The organism is Hydrogenophilus thiooxidans, from assembly GCF_019049855.1.
In the GTDB taxonomy this organism is placed as follows: domain Bacteria; phylum Pseudomonadota; class Gammaproteobacteria; order Burkholderiales; family Rhodocyclaceae; genus Hydrogenophilus; species Hydrogenophilus thiooxidans.
In genome coordinates, this window is the sequence record NZ_JAHLSY010000009.1 from 79,034 (window position 1) to 94,841 (window position 15,808).

Annotated in this window: 10 protein-coding genes and 1 pseudogene; all 11 read left to right on the forward strand. The window is 58.6% G+C overall.

The features are described from left to right. Window positions 1–94 precede the first annotated feature (94 nt). Window positions 95–7,594 (forward strand): type I polyketide synthase, encoded by a 7,500-nt coding sequence (locus KUL93_RS06180; RefSeq protein WP_217126205.1) that lies wholly within the window; start codon window positions 95–97, stop codon window positions 7,592–7,594. Continuing rightward, window positions 7,591–8,913: an aminotransferase class I/II-fold pyridoxal phosphate-dependent enzyme gene (locus KUL93_RS06185; RefSeq protein WP_217126206.1), complete on the forward strand. Its 1,323-nt coding sequence runs from the start codon at window positions 7,591–7,593 to the stop codon at window positions 8,911–8,913. Before KUL93_RS06180 ends, KUL93_RS06185 begins: the two co-directional genes overlap by 4 nt. Further along, window positions 8,913–10,331, forward strand: a complete 1,419-nt coding sequence (locus KUL93_RS06190; RefSeq protein ID WP_217126207.1) for a mannose-1-phosphate guanylyltransferase/mannose-6-phosphate isomerase — start codon at window positions 8,913–8,915, stop codon at window positions 10,329–10,331. The genes KUL93_RS06185 and KUL93_RS06190 overlap by 1 nt, the downstream gene beginning before the upstream one ends. Window positions 10,332–10,372: 41 nt before the next feature. Further along, window positions 10,373–11,476: a KpsE/RkpR family capsule polysaccharide export protein gene (locus tag KUL93_RS06195; RefSeq protein ID WP_217126208.1), complete on the forward strand. Its 1,104-nt coding sequence runs from the start codon at window positions 10,373–10,375 to the stop codon at window positions 11,474–11,476. Beyond that, window positions 11,473–12,270, forward strand: coding sequence for an ABC transporter permease (locus KUL93_RS06200; protein ID WP_217126209.1), 798 nt, complete (start codon window positions 11,473–11,475; stop codon window positions 12,268–12,270). The genes KUL93_RS06195 and KUL93_RS06200 overlap by 4 nt, the downstream gene beginning before the upstream one ends. Beyond that, a complete protein-coding gene (locus KUL93_RS06205; RefSeq protein ID WP_217126210.1) occupies window positions 12,267–12,917 on the forward strand; it encodes an ABC transporter ATP-binding protein in 651 nt (216 codons plus the stop codon). The genes KUL93_RS06200 and KUL93_RS06205 overlap by 4 nt, the downstream gene beginning before the upstream one ends. A gap of 9 nt (window positions 12,918–12,926) precedes the next feature. Continuing rightward, window positions 12,927–14,516: a glycosyltransferase family 4 protein gene (locus KUL93_RS06210; protein WP_217126211.1), complete on the forward strand. Its 1,590-nt coding sequence runs from the start codon at window positions 12,927–12,929 to the stop codon at window positions 14,514–14,516. A 17-nt stretch (window positions 14,517–14,533) separates the two neighbouring features. Beyond that, entirely contained in the window at window positions 14,534–14,839 is a 306-nt protein-coding gene (locus KUL93_RS06215; protein ID WP_217126216.1) for a hypothetical protein, read from the forward strand. Continuing rightward, window positions 14,773–15,141 (forward strand): annotated as a pseudogene (locus KUL93_RS11795) (class I SAM-dependent methyltransferase); the annotation flags it as partial. The gene KUL93_RS06215 and the pseudogene KUL93_RS11795, both read left to right, overlap by 67 nt. 19 nt (window positions 15,142–15,160) lie before the next feature. Next, on the forward strand, window positions 15,161–15,490 hold the full coding sequence (locus KUL93_RS11430) for a hypothetical protein (RefSeq protein WP_249419300.1): 330 nt from the start codon (window positions 15,161–15,163) through the stop codon (window positions 15,488–15,490). Next, window positions 15,420–15,808 (forward strand): hypothetical protein (locus KUL93_RS06225; RefSeq protein WP_217126213.1); only part of this gene is annotated, 389 nt, incomplete at its 3' end. The genes KUL93_RS11430 and KUL93_RS06225, both read left to right, overlap by 71 nt.

Below are 15,808 nucleotides of genomic sequence, written 5' to 3' on the forward strand. Positions count from 1 at the left end.
CCAAACCCACAATGAAGGGATCAATCAGAAGAAACCAGCGAAACGTTGGCTAATGCCCTGTTAAGGTATAATCAGAAGGAAAGCATTTGACCAAATGCCTGCTATGCCCTATAACATTGCTATCATCGGATTGGCATTTCGCTTTCCGGGTGACTTGAATGACGAGCAAACACTCTGGCAGGCCCTGAAAGAAGGACGTGATCTCGTTAGTCATGTACCGTCCGAACGTTGGGCAGTCGACGAACTACAACACCCCACGCGTAGCGAACCTGGGCGCAGCATCACCTTCTCGGCGGGCATTCTCTCACGTATTGATGAGTTTGATGCCGGTTTTTTCGGGATATCGCCGCGCGAGGCAGCTTGGCTTGATCCGCAGCAACGGCTGCTTCTTGAGCTCTCCTGGGAAGCCATGGAGAACGCGGGGGTGCCTCCCTCCAAGCTTTCCGGTACGAATTGCGCCGTGTATGTCGGTATCTCCAGCCTCGACTATGGCACACGCGGCCTCGACGATCTTGCCGCCATGTCGTCACACTCGATGACCGGCAATACGCTCAGCATTGCCGCCAACCGTCTTTCTTATGTTTTCGATCTGCGCGGTCCGTCGCTCGCAGTCGACACCGCCTGCTCCTCTTCCCTGGTCGCGCTTCACCACGCCTGCCGTGCGTTGCAGACAGGTGAGGCGGACACGGCTATCGTCGGCGGCGTCAATCTGTTGCTGCACCCCTATCCCTTCGTAGGTTTTACCAAGGCATCGATGCTGTCCGCCGATGGGCGTTGCAAGGTCTTCGATGCTTCTGGCAATGGGTATGTGCGCGCCGAGGGTGGGGCGGTGCTTCTGCTCAAGCCCCTGGATCGAGCGATTGCCGATGGTGACGATATCAAGGCGGTCATCCTGGCGACCGGCGTCAATGCCGACGGTGCGCGCAAGACCGGCATTACCATCCCCAGCCGAGATGGCCAGGCCGAGCTGATGCGAAGCGTCCTGGTGAAAGCCGGACTTTCACCCCATGACGTCGATTTCATCGAGGCACACGGTACGGGCACCATGGTCGGTGATCCCATCGAGTGCGCCGCAATTGGCGAGGTGTATGGGCAAGGGCGGGAAAAACCACTCCCCATCGGCTCGGTCAAGGCCAATCTCGGCCACATGGAGGCTGCCTCGGGCATGGCGGGCTTGGTGAAAGCGATCCTGGCGTTGCACCACCGCGCGTTGCCTCCGCAGATTCACCTTGAGAAACCGAATCCCCGCATCGATTTTGCTGGGCTCAATCTGCAACCGGTCACCGAGTATCAGCCGCTGGAAAAAGAAACCCCGCTGGTGGCCGGTGTCAACTCGTTCGGCTTTGGCGGCGCGAACGCGCACGTCCTGCTGCGCGAATATCGTCACGATGAAGGCAAAGCCTATGAGCCCAAGGCGTTGCCGCCGCTTTTCCTTTCCGCGCGTTCTGACGCGGCGCTGCAAACGTTGGCTTCCCGCTATGCGGAGCGGCTTAGGAACGCCTCGCCAACGGACTATTACGACATCGCCTACGCCGCCGCGTATCGGCGCGAACGCCTAGAAAAACGCCTGGCACTCTTCGCCAACACACCAGACGATGTGGCCGGCAAACTCGCCGCCTGCGCACAAGGCGGCGCGCCAGACGGCTTGGTGCTCGAAGAGCGACTGCCCCAAGCGGGTGGTGTAGCCTTCGTCTATTCCGGCAACGGCGCCCAGTGGATCGGCATGGGCTTGCGTCTCATGGCCGAATCACCGGCATTCGTCGACATCTTGACCGAGCTCGACGCCCGCATGCTGCCTGTCGCCGGCTTTTCGCTGTTGGCCGAGTTGCAGGCTGCCGGAGAAAACGCTCGACTCGACGATACCGTCGTTGCCCAGCCCTTGTTGTTTGCCATACAGGTCGCGATCACCCGTTTGCTGAAGGCACAGGGCATCGAACCACACGCCGTGGCGGGCCATAGTGTCGGCGAGGTGGCCGCGGCCTGGGCCTGCGGGGCGCTCGACCTCGACGCCGCCATCCGGGTGATCGTCGCCAGAAGTCGGGCCCAGGGCGAGACGCGTGGTGCCGGCCGTATGGCTGCAGTGGGGCTTTCGGCGGAGGCCATGCAAGATGTCATGACGGAATTGGGTGGGGCGCTCGACATCGCGATCGCCGGCATCAACAGCCCAAAGAACCTGACCCTTTCAGGCAGCCTGGCCGATCTCGAACGTGTCCAGTCGCACCTTGCACCCAAGGGGGTGTTTTTTCGCCTGCTCGATCTCGACTATGCCTTCCACAGTCCGCGGATGGATCCGATCCGAGAGCCGCTGTTGACCAGTCTCGCCGGGTTACAACCCCGTGCTGCGGCAGGAACGGCCTTTGTTTCCACGGTCACCGGTGGCAAACTCGACGCCCATCAACTGGGTGCGGAATACTGGTGGCACAATGTGCGCGAGCCCGTGCGCTTCTCCGAGGCCATGGCCACACTCGCTGCGCTTGGCTGCCGTATCTTCATCGAAATCGGCCCGCACGCCATCCTGCAACGCTATATCGGCGAATGCCTACAAGCGGCTGGTATTAAAGGGCGAGTGCTCCCAACTCTACGCAAGGAGGCCGATGGCTGGAACCAGGTCCTCGAGACCGCCTTGCGGGTCCATCTGCTGGCTGAACAGCCGAATCTTGGCGTCTATTTCCCGCAACCCGGGCGTCGTGTCCAGCTGCCCAACTACCCCTGGCAACGCGAGCGGCATTGGCACCCGCGGACCAGCGAAAGCCTGTTGTCCATCGAACGGCGGCGCGTGCATCCGCTCCTGGGCTGGTCGATTCCCGAAGCTGCCCACACCTGGGAAAACACCATCGACCCAACGGTACTGCCCTGGTTGGCTGACCATCGGGTGGGTGGTGCCATCGTCTTTCCGGGCGCGGCCTACGCTGAGATGGCGCTTGCCGCCGCCCGAGAATGGCTGGGCGGGGAGACACTGGTGTTCGAAGAGATGGACATCGTCTCGCCCATGGTTTTCGACGGCGAGCATGCGCGCACGCTGCGTTTCGAGCTCAACGAGCGGGACGGCAGCTTCCAGATCAAGAGTCGGCAGCGCCTGAGCCAGGATGCCTGGACGCTCCATGCCGCCGGGCGCATCTTGCAGCCGGGCGTCGCTTCGCGGAGCGCACGGATTGCGCCGCCGGCCACGGATGACACCAAGGTCGATCAGGAAACCCACTACCGCCTCGCCGCCACACTGGGCCTCGATTACGGCCCGAGCTTTCAGGGCCTGCGCGAAGCCACCGTTGCCGATGACCGTCTGCAAGCCGAACTGGAACATCCCGCCCACCTGGCGCAAGACGGCTACCTTCTCCATCCGGCCTTGCTCGATGTCTGCTACCAGTCGCTGGTCGATTTCTTCCGTAGCGACATCGAGGCGGGGCAGGGTGTCGCCTTGCTGCCGGTCAAAACCGGTCGGCTCGAATATCACCGTGCTGGCAAACCCTCCCGATTCCGCGCCCGGCTCGCGCGCCGCAGCGTACGCTCGGTGCTGGCCGACTTCGAGCTGTTCGATGCCGAAGATGCCCTGCTCGCGCGCGTGAGCGGTTCCCGTTTTCGCGCCGCACCGCTCGTGCACAAGGCACAGGAGAAAGTCTCCTATTGGCGCATCGAACCCATGCTGCGCCCGCATCCGGCGGAAGGGCTCGTCACCCCGCTTCCCTCGCCGCTGGTGCTGGTTGAAACCCTTCGGGTGGCCATGGCCGAGCAGGCAGAAGTGCGCGGGCGTTGGTTCAAGGAGGCCTTGCCTCTCTTTGAGGCGCTCGTGGTTTCCTTCGCCTTTGAAGCCTTTGCAACGATTGCCCGCGAGAGCAACGATGCTTTGCAGAGGCTCATGGCCACGTCCGATCCCTATGCCCGGTGGCTGAGCAGCCTGTTGCGGCAGGAAGGCCTGCTCTCCTTCCAGGGAGGGCGCTGGCAACTGGCCGACAACAACGACCTGCCCGCTGCCGAGGACATCTGGCGCACGCTCGTGGGCGAGCACGCTGCCGCCTTGCCGCATCTGGTGCTGCTCGGCCGGGTGGGACGCCACCTGCCGCATCTGCTCCAGCACCCCTCAGAAAGAGCGCCCTTTGTTGCGGCCCTGCGCCGTTCGGCCGTTGCCGAAACGCTCTATCAGGACGACCCTGCATATGCCGGCATGCGGCAGGCGGTGGAGCACTTCCTCCGCCAGCTGGCGAGCGACTGGCCGGCACACCGCCGCTTGCGTGTCCTGGAAATCGCCGACGGCCCTAGCGAAGTCCCGCGCGCCTTGCTTGGGGCGCTGTCCGAAGATCGCCTCGACTATGTGCTCGCCTTGCCCGAAAACGTGGCCGAACGTCAGCAGGCCGAATACGCCCATGCGCCGAATCTCGTCATTGCGACGCTCGATTACGCGAGCTGGCAGCTGAAGAGTAATGCATGTTTGCCGGACAAGTTCGATGTGGTCATACTCCGTCACACCCTGCATCGCGCCTTGAGCCCCAAAGCGGCGCTGAACCAGGTCGTGGGCTGGCTAGCCGCCGGCGCCTGCCTCGTCGTTGCTGAGCGTCATCCGGATTGGAGCGCAGACTTTTGGGCAGGGTTGGATGAGGGTTGGTGGCATGAGGCCGCGAATGACGAAGCGCCGCAGTCCTCGCTGGTGTCGGTAACCGCCTGGGCAGAGCTCTTGCGGGCCGAAGGGTTTGAGGACGTGGTGGATTTTTGCGAACCGGCAGCCGAAGGCCTTTCCGAAGGCGCCTACTTGCTTCTTGCGCGCGCACCGGCCCAGTGGCAGTCCGCCATGCCCGTGCCAGAACTGGCTTCGTGGCTGTTCCTCGCCGATGCGGCTTCTCAGGAACTGGCTGGACATCTTTCGGCGCGGCTCGAAGCGCAGGGGCAGCGGGTGATCACCGCGGAACATCTGCCGCAAAGCCTCGAGGGCATCGACCACGTCGTGCACATGCGGGGCTGGGATTGCACGCCGGAGGCGGCCGCAAGCCTCCTCGCCGAAGCCCTCGAGAACGTCCAAGCCCTCGCCGCACACCCTGTGAAACCGCCGCGCCTGTGGTTCGTCACCCGGGGGGGGGCGCTCGCCTCAAACCTGCCGGCGACGGTCGAACCCAATCCTCAGCAAGCCGCGCTCTGGGGCTTCGGGCGCGTGGTCATGAACGAATACCCGGCGCTTGCCTGCACGCTGATCGACTTGGACTGCCAGGATGGCCTCGACCGGCTGGAAAACGAGCTGCTCTACCCCGACGGCGCATCCGAGATCCTGCTCACCGATACCGGCCGCTATTCGCTGGTCATGCATGAGGCCGCTCAGGAACAAACCCAACGTGCAGCACCTGGGGAGCGCTTCCGTCTCGACTTCCATGTGCCCGGGCAATTGCGCAATCTTGTCTGGCTGCCACAGCAACAAACCGCGCTGGCCGATGACGCCGTCGAAGTCGAGGTCAAGGCCACCGGCCTCAACTTCCGCGATGTCATGTACCTCATGGGCCTGTTGCCGGATGAGGCGGTGGAAAAAGGCTTCGCCGGCGCCAGCCTGGGCCTGGAATTCGCCGGCATCGTCACCCGTGTCGGCGCGCGTGTACGTGATTTCAGGCCGGGTGACAAAGTCATGGGTTTTGGCTCGGCCTGCTTCGCCAGTCATGTCGTCACCCGCGCCGATGCCGTTGCCCGGATGCCGGAAGAGTGGTCGTTCGAGGCCGCCGCCAGCGTACCCACGGTGTTCTTCACGGTCTATTACGCCCTCAAGCACCTTGCCGACCTGCAAGCGGGCGAGCGCGTGCTCATCCATGGTGGCGCTGGCGGAGTGGGCATCGCCGCCATCCAGCTCGCCAAATATCTCGGGGCAGAAGTCTTTGCCACCGCCGGCAGCGATGAAAAACGCGATTTCGTGCGGCTATTGGGCGCCGATCACGTCTTCGACTCGCGCTCGCTCGCCTTTGCCGACGATATCCTTGCAGCCACGCATGGCGAGGGCGTTGATGTCGTGCTCAATTCGCTCGCAGGCGAAGCCATCCGCCGCAATCTATCGGTGCTTAAGCCTTTTGGCCGCTTTCTTGAGCTGGGCAAGCGCGACTTCTTCGAAAACACGCCCATCGGCCTGCGGCCCTTCAAGGACAATATCAGCTACTTTGGCATCGACGCTGACCAGCTGCTGACCGGCCGACCGAAACTTGCGGCGCGCCTGTTCCACGAGGTCATGGCCCTGTTCCGCGAAGGGGCGCTTACGCCCTTGCCTTGCCGGGTCTTCCCGGCCGATCGCGTGGTCGATGCCTTCCGCACCCTGCAACAGGCCCGTCACATCGGCAAGGTGGTCGTATCATTGGCCGGCGCACGACCGGAGCTCGAACGGCCAGCTGTTGCGCGGGCGCCGCTGCGGCTGGCCAAGGACTCGACCTGGATCGTGACGGGGGGTCTTTCTGGCTTCGGCCTGGAGTCGGCGCGCTGGCTCGCCGCGCATGGTGTGGGCCATCTCGTCCTCGTAGGGCGTCGTGGTTTGGACACCCCGGGTGCCAAAGAGGCCATCGATGACCTTGTTGCCCAGGGTGTCTCGGTCCAAGCTTTTGCCTGTGACATCACCGACTGCGAAGCGGTGACACGCATGGTCGAACAGGTGCGCAAGACCTGCCCGCCTATCAAGGGCGTGCTGCACGCGGCGGCGGTCTTTGACGATGCCCTCGTGCAAAACCTCGACGCTGCGCGCATGGAAGCCGTCGTCGCGCCTAAGCTGCTGGGCGCCTGGAACCTGCATCAGGCTACGCTCGATGTGCCGCTCGAGCACTTCGTACTCTACTCCTCCATCACCACTGCCATTGGCAACCCTGGCCAGGCCAACTATGTCGCCGCCAATGCCGGACTCGAAGGGCTGGCCGCCATGCGTCGGCACATGGGCCTGCCCGCCGTTTGCATAGGCTGGGGCCCAATTGGCGATGCGGGCTACCTCACCCGAAACGAGGTGGTGCGTGACAGCCTGGCACAGCGCCTCGGCAAGCCGCCGTTGCGCACGCAGCAGGCGTTGGACGAGATCGACTGCCTGCTTCTGCAAGGAGGCACGCTCGCGGTTGCCCATTTCGACTGGAACACACTGGCCCGCTTGCTGCCTTCCGCCCCCCATGGCCGTTTTGCCGTGCTCAACCGTGGCCTCAGAAACACCATCTCATCGGAAAACGAAGCGGATTTCCGAACGCTCATCGCGGGTAAATCGCCAGAGGAAGTTGCTACAATCATTCGGCAGCTCGTGGTGCAGGAAGTCGCGCAAATCCTCGCCATCGACGCGGACCGTATAGACCCCACGCGCAGCCTGCACGATCTGGGGCTCGATTCCCTCATGGCGGTTGAACTGGCGTTGGGCCTGGAACAGCGATTCGGCATTCAGTTACCGGTGATGACGCTCAACGAATCGCCCACGGCGGAAAAGGTCACGCAGCGCATCGTCGAACGATTGCTCGGCGGCGCGGAAGAGGGCGCTTCAACCACCAACCCGGTCGATGTCGTGGTGCAGGGCATGGCCGCGCAACATGGCGAAGCCGTGACGGCCGAGGAATTGCAGCAGATCACCCAGGATGTCCGCACCCTACAGGAGCACGGTACGAGGCTCACCGCATGACCCAGTCGTCGCTCGGTTTGAAGGCCAAACAACAGCTCATCGAGCGCTTTCTCGGCAAGAAAGTCGGCGCTAGCGGGACGGCACCTCAGACGTCTGCTCCCCGGTCGTTGCAGCGCGCCAAAGTGCCGGAAGCTTTCACCCGCTTCGACCGCCATCCCGGTTACGAAAAAATGCTGGTGCCCAAGGCGGCGGCGGATCGTATGGGGCTGCGCAACCCATTCTTCATCGCACACGATGGTATCGCCGGCGCAGTCACCCGCATCAATGGGCGTGAATACATCAATTTTTCGAGCTACAACTACTTGGGGCTCAATGGCCATCCGGCTGTCAGCCAGGCGGCGCGGGCCGCCATCGACCGCTACGGCACCTCGGCCTCTGCCAGCCGCCTGGTCGCGGGCGAACGCCCCATCCAGCGCGAACTGGAAGAAGCCCTGGCGAATCTTTATGGCGTTGAGGATTGCATCGTCTTCGTCAGCGGCCATGCCACCAATGTCTCGACCATCGCCACCCTGTTCGGGCCCAAGGATCTCGTCATCCATGACAGTCTGATCCACAACAGCGTGCTCGAAGGCATCAAGCTCGCGGGGAGCACGCGGCGCAGTTTTCCGCACAACGATACCCAGGCCCTCGATGCCATCCTTGCCGAAATCCGCCACCAGTTCGAACGCGTGCTCATCGTGGTCGAAGGGCACTACAGCATGGATGGCGACATCCCGGACCTGCCCGCGCTCATCGACATCAAGCGCCGCCACGGCTGCTTCCTGATGGTGGATGAAGCCCATGCCCTTGGTGTATTGGGCGAAACCGGCCGCGGCAGCCACGAGCACCACGGCATTGCTGGCCGGGACGTGGACATCTGGATGGGCACGCTCTCCAAAACGCTCGCAGGCTGCGGTGGTTACATTGCCGGCAGCCGGGCGCTGGTGGAACTGCTCAAATACGCCGCGCCGGGCTTTGTCTATAGCGTTGGGATCGCTCCGCCGCTCGCTGCCGCATCCCTAGCGGCGCTTCAAATCATGTTGAGGGAGCCTGAGCGCGTAGCGAGGCTGCGGGAGAATGCGGCGAGGTTCCTTATGCTGGCAAAAGAGAGCGGAATCGACGTTGGCACCTCCCAGGGCTATGCCATCGTTCCTGCGATTACCGGCAGCTCACTCAAGGCGGCCAAGCTTTCCAACGCGCTTTTCGAGCGCGGCATCAACGTGCAGCCGATCATCCATCCTGCGGTGGAGGAAAAGGCGGCGCGGTTGCGGTTTTTTCTCAGTTGCCTACATAATGAACAGCAAATCGAACAAACTCTAAAAACCATGGAGCGGATGTAATGGAATCACATTTTGTATCAGTCATTCTCTGCGGCGGTGCCGGTTCGCGCCTTTGGCCTGTTTCTCGCGAGGCTCATCCCAAACCCTTCATTCGCCTAAGTGATGGTCAAAGCCTATTACAAAAAGCCTTCCTGCGTGCAGCACAGCTACCGCAAGTGCAGGAAATACTCACGGTAACCAATCGTGAGCTTTTCTTCAAAACTGAAGACGAGTATCAAGAAGTCAATGCTAGAAACTTGCCGACATCTTTTATACTCGAACCATTCGGGCGCAACACTGCCGCAGCAATTGCCGCAGCTGTGCTTCATATCATCGACCAACGGCAAGATGCTATTCTTCTTGTGCTTCCAGCGGATCACTTGATCACTGATCAGCTGGGTTTTGCTGAGGCTGTCGACCGCGCGAAGAATTTTGCTGAACAAGGCAGCTTGGTCACTTTTGGTATTGAGCCTAACGCCCCAGAAACCGGCTACGGCTATATTGAAGCAGAAGGAAATCGCGTGCTACGCTTCGTTGAGAAGCCTGACGCTGCCACAGCTTTACAATACGTCGAGTCCGGGCGGTTTTTTTGGAATTCCGGAATGTTCTGCTTCAAGGCCACAGCGATGCGCGATGAAATGCAGAAATATTGTCCTGCCATTATCGAAGGCGTACGCAAATGTCTTGCTCAATCGCGCATTTCCAGTGGCAAAGGGTTTACACAATGTGAGCTTGATGCCGAGTCCTTCGCTAACGTCCCGGAAGACTCCATTGATTACGCCGTATTCGAAAAATCCAACAACGTCACTGTCGTACCCTGCAACATCGGCTGGAGCGACATTGGCTCTTGGTCAGCATTGAGCGAGATCAACCCGGCGGATGCCCAGGGCAATCGTCTCGAAGGCGAAGCTTTGCTCAAAGACGTAGAAAACTGTTATATCCGAAGCGAAGAGCGACTTGTCGGCGCGGTAGGTGTCAAAGATCTCATCATCGTCGATACGGCTGACGCCTTGTTGGTCGCGCACAAAGAACGCGCACAAGACGTCAAACATCTTTACGCTGAACTAAAGGCACGTGGCCACGAGACCCACAAATTTCATCGTACAGTGTATCGTCCTTGGGGCTCTTACACCGTGCTCGAGGAGGGCGACCGTTACAAGATCAAACGCATCGTCGTCAAACCGGGTGCCAGCCTGAGTCTGCAAATGCACCATCATCGCAGCGAGCATTGGATCGTCGTGCGTGGAATGGCCAAGGTCGTCAATGGCGAGCGTGAAATTTTCGTTGCCACGAACGAATCGACCTACATTCCCGCGGGTCATCGCCACCGGGTCAGCAATCCCGGTGTGATCGATCTGGTCATGATCGAGGTGCAGAGCGGAGAATACCTTGGCGAAGACGATATCGTGCGGTTTGAAGACATTTACGGACGAACCTGATGATCAACTTGAACTGTTTCAAGGCTTAGGATATTCCTTAAATGAAAACCTTGCCTAAGTGGATAAGGGATAGACTCTTTCTGTTTTCCGTCGTCATACCGACTGCATTGGCCTTTCTTTACTATGGCTTCATTGCGGCAGACGTTTACATCTCCGAATCCCGTTTTGTCGTCCGCAGCCCGGAACGGCAAACCACGTCCCCTTTGGGGCTCATCCTCAAGGGGGCAGGAATATCCCGGGCGCAGGATGATGCTTTCGTGGTGCAGGACTACATCCTCTCGCGTGATGCCATGCTCACGCTGGAGAAGGAGCTCGGCATCAAATCTGCGTACTCACGCCCAAATGGTGACTTCCTTGGTCGTTTTCCGGGGTTGGATTGGGATGACAGCTTGGAGAATTTCTACCGCTACTATCAGAAAGTCGTGGCTGTGCAACTTGACCCCAGTTCATCCATTGCCACTCTGACGGTGCGTGCTTTCACCGCAGAAGAAGCCCAGAAAATCAATCAGCGCCTGCTCGACCATGCCGAAGAGTTGGTCAATCGCCTCAACAAGCGCGCACAGGAAGATATGATCCGGTTTGCCGAAAATGAAGTGGCCAAGGCAGAAGCCAAAGCCCGCCAGGCAGCTCTTGCGCTTGCGGACTATCGCAACCGCGAAAATGTCATCAACCCTGAGCAGCAGGCGGTCATCCCACTTCAGCAGATTGCCAAGCTGCAAGAAGAACTGATTAACACTCAAACTCAGATTGCTCAGCTTGAACAACTTGCGCGCAATAACCCACAACTACCCGTTTTGCGTAAGCAGGCAGAAATGCTCAAGGCGGAAATCGAAAGAGTCAGCGCTAACATTGCTGGGGCAGTGGATAAATCTCTTGCCAGTAAGTCAGCCGAATTCCAACGCTTAGCGCTCGAGAAGGAGTTTGCAGACAAGATGCTCGCTTCGGCCATGAGTTCGCTGGAACTCGCGCGTAACGAAGCCCAGCGCCAGCAGCTCTATCTGGAACATATCAGCGCACCAAGTTTTCCAGATGCGGCGATGGAGCCGCGCAGAGTTAGAAATATTCTGGCTGTCTTTCTAATGGGTCTGGTAATGTGGGGAGTTCTGTCACTCACCGTAGCGGCGGTCAAGGAGCATGTGGATTGAGCGCTGTCTTGCCTGAGCAAAAGCTTGTTCGCTCTCTAAGAATACAGGCGCGGGTGATTGGCGCTTTGTTGATGCGCGAAATCATTACTCGGTACGGGCGCCACAACATCGGCTTTCTCTGGCTTTTCGTCGAGCCCATGATGTTTACTCTCGGAGTACTGGCGCTGTGGACAGCATTGGGGCTTCACAAAGTTGTCTTACCCATTGTGGCATTTACGTTGAGTGGTTACGCCTCGGTACTCCTGTGGCGTAATACCATCAACCGTTGCGGCAATGCGGTGGAGCCCAATCGTGCGCTTATGCACCACCGTAATGTTCGCATCATTGATCTCTATGTTTCGCGCATCATTCTCGAAATCTCCGGTGCATCCATATCCTTCCTGATCCTCTCTGTCGTCTTCATGGCAACAGGACTGGTGGGGATGCCAGACGATTTGCTGAAGATTCTCATTGCCTGGTTCCTTCTGGCCTGGTTCTCACTTGATATGGCCCTGATCATTGGCTCACTCTCTGTCTTGAGCGAATCGGTAGATCGCATATGGCATGTGGTGAGCTATCTGTTCCTTCCTTTGTCCGGCGCATTTTTCATGGTCGATTGGCTGCCTACCTATGCTCAAGAACTCGTTCTCTGGATACCGACCGTAAACTGTACCGAACTACTGCGCGAAGGACTCTTTGGTAACTTAGTGCGCGCCCACTACAGTGTCGGCTACGTCGTGTTAGTCAACATGCTGCTTCTGTTGCCCGGTTTATTGCTGGTTCGCTATGTAGGTTTGCACCTGGAGGGCGAATGATCGAGTTAATAAATGTGGCCAAGCAATATCGCATCCGTCACGGCATTCACACGGTGTTCAGCGATTTGAACCTGAAAATTGCACCGGGGGAAAAGCTGGGTATTTTGGGCCGAAACGGTTCCGGGAAATCTACCTTGATTCGCCTTCTGAGCGGTGCCGAATTGCCGACTCGGGGCCACGTAGTCCGCCGTATGAGCGTTTCCTGGCCGCTGGCTTTCGGTGGCGCCTTTCAGGGCAGCCTGACGGGGTTGGACAATATCCGATTCATTTGCCGCGTGTACGGCGCAGATATCTCCAGCGTGGTTCCAGCCGTTGAGGAATTTGCCGAACTCGGTCGTTACCTGAGAGAGCCAGTTAAGACCTATTCTTCAGGCATGCGGGCAAGGCTTGCTTTTGCTATCTCACTTGCGATAGAGTTCGATTGTTTTTTGATTGATGAGGTGATCTCGGTGGGTGATGCGCGTTTCCATGCCAAATGTCAGACTGAACTGTTCGAGAAGCGCAAGGAACGGGCGATGGTCATCGTCTCGCACGAGGCGCACAACATCCGGGAGCACTGCGACCGCGCCTGTGTATTACACGCCGGTAAATTGCATCCATTTCCTGATGTAGGCACGGCATATGCTTTTTACAACGCCAATTGCTGAGAAATAACAATGCAAGAAAAAACGCTGGACAAGAAAATCAAAGTGCTCCTCGAAATGCGTCCTGCCCTCGAAGGGTTTGCCGGCATCCCTCAAGAGACGCGCCTGCTCTTTCGTGGGCTGCGCAGCATCGAATTCGTGGATGTCGAGGGAATGCTCCAAACCTCTCATCGTCGCCTGGCCAGAGGCACGCAAGACAAGGGATTTTTCTGGCAAAAATTATCTCCCGCGCGGCGTTACGGGCGCTACTCCAATATCATCATTTCGATGATGGAAAAGCCTTATCGTAATGTCCTTGAAATCACTCTGGACTGGTTGCAAAAACGATCCGAGACGCTTGCGTTACAAATTTCGCTCATTACCAACATCGGCAAGATCAAGCTCAGCCGCTTTGAGTCTGAGGCATTCGAAGATTTCACCTGGCGCACCCTTTTTGCCAAGACGTTGCCAGCAAGTGATTTCCCGCTCGTCGCCACCGCCAATCACCGCGTTTGTTCCGTCCCGTGGAACACCATGCACACCGTAGGGCTGGGAACACTGAACTGGCGAACGACGCCGAAATATCCCCGGCTCGATACCCGCGGCTTTGACATCTTCATCGGCCAGACCCCATACCCCGCGCGCATCGGCAAAAACACCGCCATGGTCATCCGCTACCACGATGCCATCCCGGTGTTCATGCCACACACCATTTCCGACAAATCGCTGCATCAGGCGACCCATTTCTATGCCTTGATGAGCAATGTCAAATCAAGAGCCTGGTTTGCCTGTGTTTCTGAAGCCACAAGGCAGGATTTGTTGCGTCTTTTCCCCGAAGCGGCCGATCGCGCAGTGACTATTCACAACATGGTTTCACACCACTATTTCAAGGAAGACTCGCCGTTTGAGCGTGTTCCTGGAATTATTCGGTCTCGACTATACGGATTTGATCCAGATGCAAAAGATCTTGGGCTCACCCCCAAATTTCTGACATTGCGCGAACAAGAAAACTTTTTTAGACAACGCCTTTACACAAGTAATTTCAAATATCTGCTGGTTGTTTCCACGATTGAGCCGCGCAAGAATCATATGAGACTCCTTGCAGCATGGGAAGTCATCAAAGCAGAAACCGACCCGGATTTAAAACTGGTTGTCGTTGGAACACTTGGGTGGGATTACAAACAGATCATGAAGGGGTTCAAGGTGTGGATTGACCGCGGTGAACTGTTTATGCTCAACGCCGTACCCGCCCCCGATCTTCGTGTTCTCTACCGCCATGCAGCCGCCACCGTTTGTCCCAGTCTGGGCGAAGGCTTTGACTTTTCCGGTGTCGAAGCTATGCGCAGCGCTGGCGTTGTTGTGGCCTCGGACATCCCCGTTCACCGCGAAATATACGAAGACGCCGCCGAATACTTCGATCCCTATTCCACGATGAGCGCCGTCAAGGCGCTCAAGAAAGTGCTCTATGAACCGGACAGTCTGCAGGTACAGGAGCGCCTTCGCCAGCGCGGCGAAGAAGTCTCCTCGCGCTATCTGCCGGAAAAGATACTGCCGCAGTGGGAAGCGTTTTTACAGCGCGTGGCTGCAAGCCGCGTCGGGAATTATGGCTCACGGGCCAATTAATGATGGAGGACAATGGTATGGTCAGTAGAGAAGAAGTAGTTTGCTGTTACCGGGCGATTCTCGGCAGGGAGCCGGAATCCGAGGAAGTCATCGAGCGCCATCGGAGCGCGGAAAATTTCGCGGCGTTGAGAACCCGGTTTTTGCAGTCGCCAGAATTTTTGCGACGCTTTGGTGCCAAGGTGGCTTTTCGGCGATACCCTCTTGACCATTCGAAAATGAAGGTCGATGACGATGCCACGCCCGCACAGCTTGCCGCATGCTTGGAAAAAACAAGGCTGCTTGGACGCATCTTGGCCTCACCCGGCCTCATCACTCGGTGCTGACGAATGAAAAATTTCTTCCGGAAAATCTGGAAAAGCACAGCGACGCGTTTTGGTCATCCGGAGAGAGGGAGACGGATCAAATCGTAAAAATTCTCGAACGACATGACTGTTCGGAATTGTCTGCAAAAACCGCAGTGGAATTTGGCTGTGGCGTGGGGAGGGTGACCATGGGTCTTGCTCGCCGCTTTCGAGAGGTGCACGCTTACGATATATCGCCTTCTCATCTCTCGCTCGCAGAACAACGCGCCAACGAGGTCGGCGTTTTCAACTGCCAGTTCCATTTGCTTGCAGAAGAGCCTTTGGCTCCGTTGGAACCCTGTGATGTGTTCTATTCGCGGATCGTCTTCCAGCACAACCCCCCCGGTTATCCGCCATCTCATCGCCAATGCGCTGCGCTCCCTCAAGCCCGGCGGAATCGCCATCTTTCAGGTTCCCACCTACCATCCGCACTATCGCTTCTCGCTCGATGAATGGCTGGCGACCAAGTACGAACTCGACATGCAAATGCATTGTTTTCCGCAACAGGCCATCTTTCAGATCATTGCAAAGGAGAACTGCGTGCCGCTGGAAGTGAGAGAGGATGGCTCCACTGGTGGAGACTTTTTATCGCAGCCCTTTGTCGTCAGAAAACACTTGCAGCGGAGGCGTTGAAATGAGCCTTGCAGACCTGGCCTTGAGAACCATGCTTCGTCTGACTGCCGAACAAATTATCGGCATGACATACCGTGGCATATTGTCCCGCGAACCGGATCCGGATGGACTTGCCGCCTATGCCAAATTGCTTAGACGCGCAGGTGACCTCACGCCGCTGCTGTCGGAGCTGGCCCGCTCGGAGGAACGCTGGCGGCAAAGCTTTGCCGAGCGTGCGCCGGAGCTGGTGCGAGCGCTCTACCGGGGACTACTCGGGCGCGAGCCGGAACCCGAAGCGCTGCAAGACTACGCAGAGCGGCTGACGCAAACGCATGACCT

Excerpts from the sequence above, each read along its gene's own strand:
- KUL93_RS06210 (WP_217126211.1), top strand. The coding sequence starts at position 12,927 with ATGCAAGAAAAAACGCTGGACAAGAAAATCAAAGTGCTCCTCGAAATG.
- KUL93_RS06180 (WP_217126205.1), top strand. The coding sequence starts at position 95 with ATGCCTGCTATGCCCTATAACATTGCTATCATCGGATTGGCATTTCGC.
- KUL93_RS06205 (WP_217126210.1), top strand. The coding sequence starts at position 12,267 with ATGATCGAGTTAATAAATGTGGCCAAGCAATATCGCATCCGTCACGGC.
- KUL93_RS06190 (WP_217126207.1), top strand. The coding sequence starts at position 8,913 with ATGGAATCACATTTTGTATCAGTCATTCTCTGCGGCGGTGCCGGTTCG.
- KUL93_RS06195 (WP_217126208.1), top strand. The coding sequence starts at position 10,373 with ATGAAAACCTTGCCTAAGTGGATAAGGGATAGACTCTTTCTGTTTTCC.
- KUL93_RS06185 (WP_217126206.1), top strand. The coding sequence starts at position 7,591 with ATGACCCAGTCGTCGCTCGGTTTGAAGGCCAAACAACAGCTCATCGAG.
- KUL93_RS11430 (WP_249419300.1), top strand. The coding sequence starts at position 15,161 with ATGTGTTCTATTCGCGGATCGTCTTCCAGCACAACCCCCCCGGTTATC.
- KUL93_RS06215 (WP_217126216.1), top strand. The coding sequence starts at position 14,534 with ATGGTCAGTAGAGAAGAAGTAGTTTGCTGTTACCGGGCGATTCTCGGC.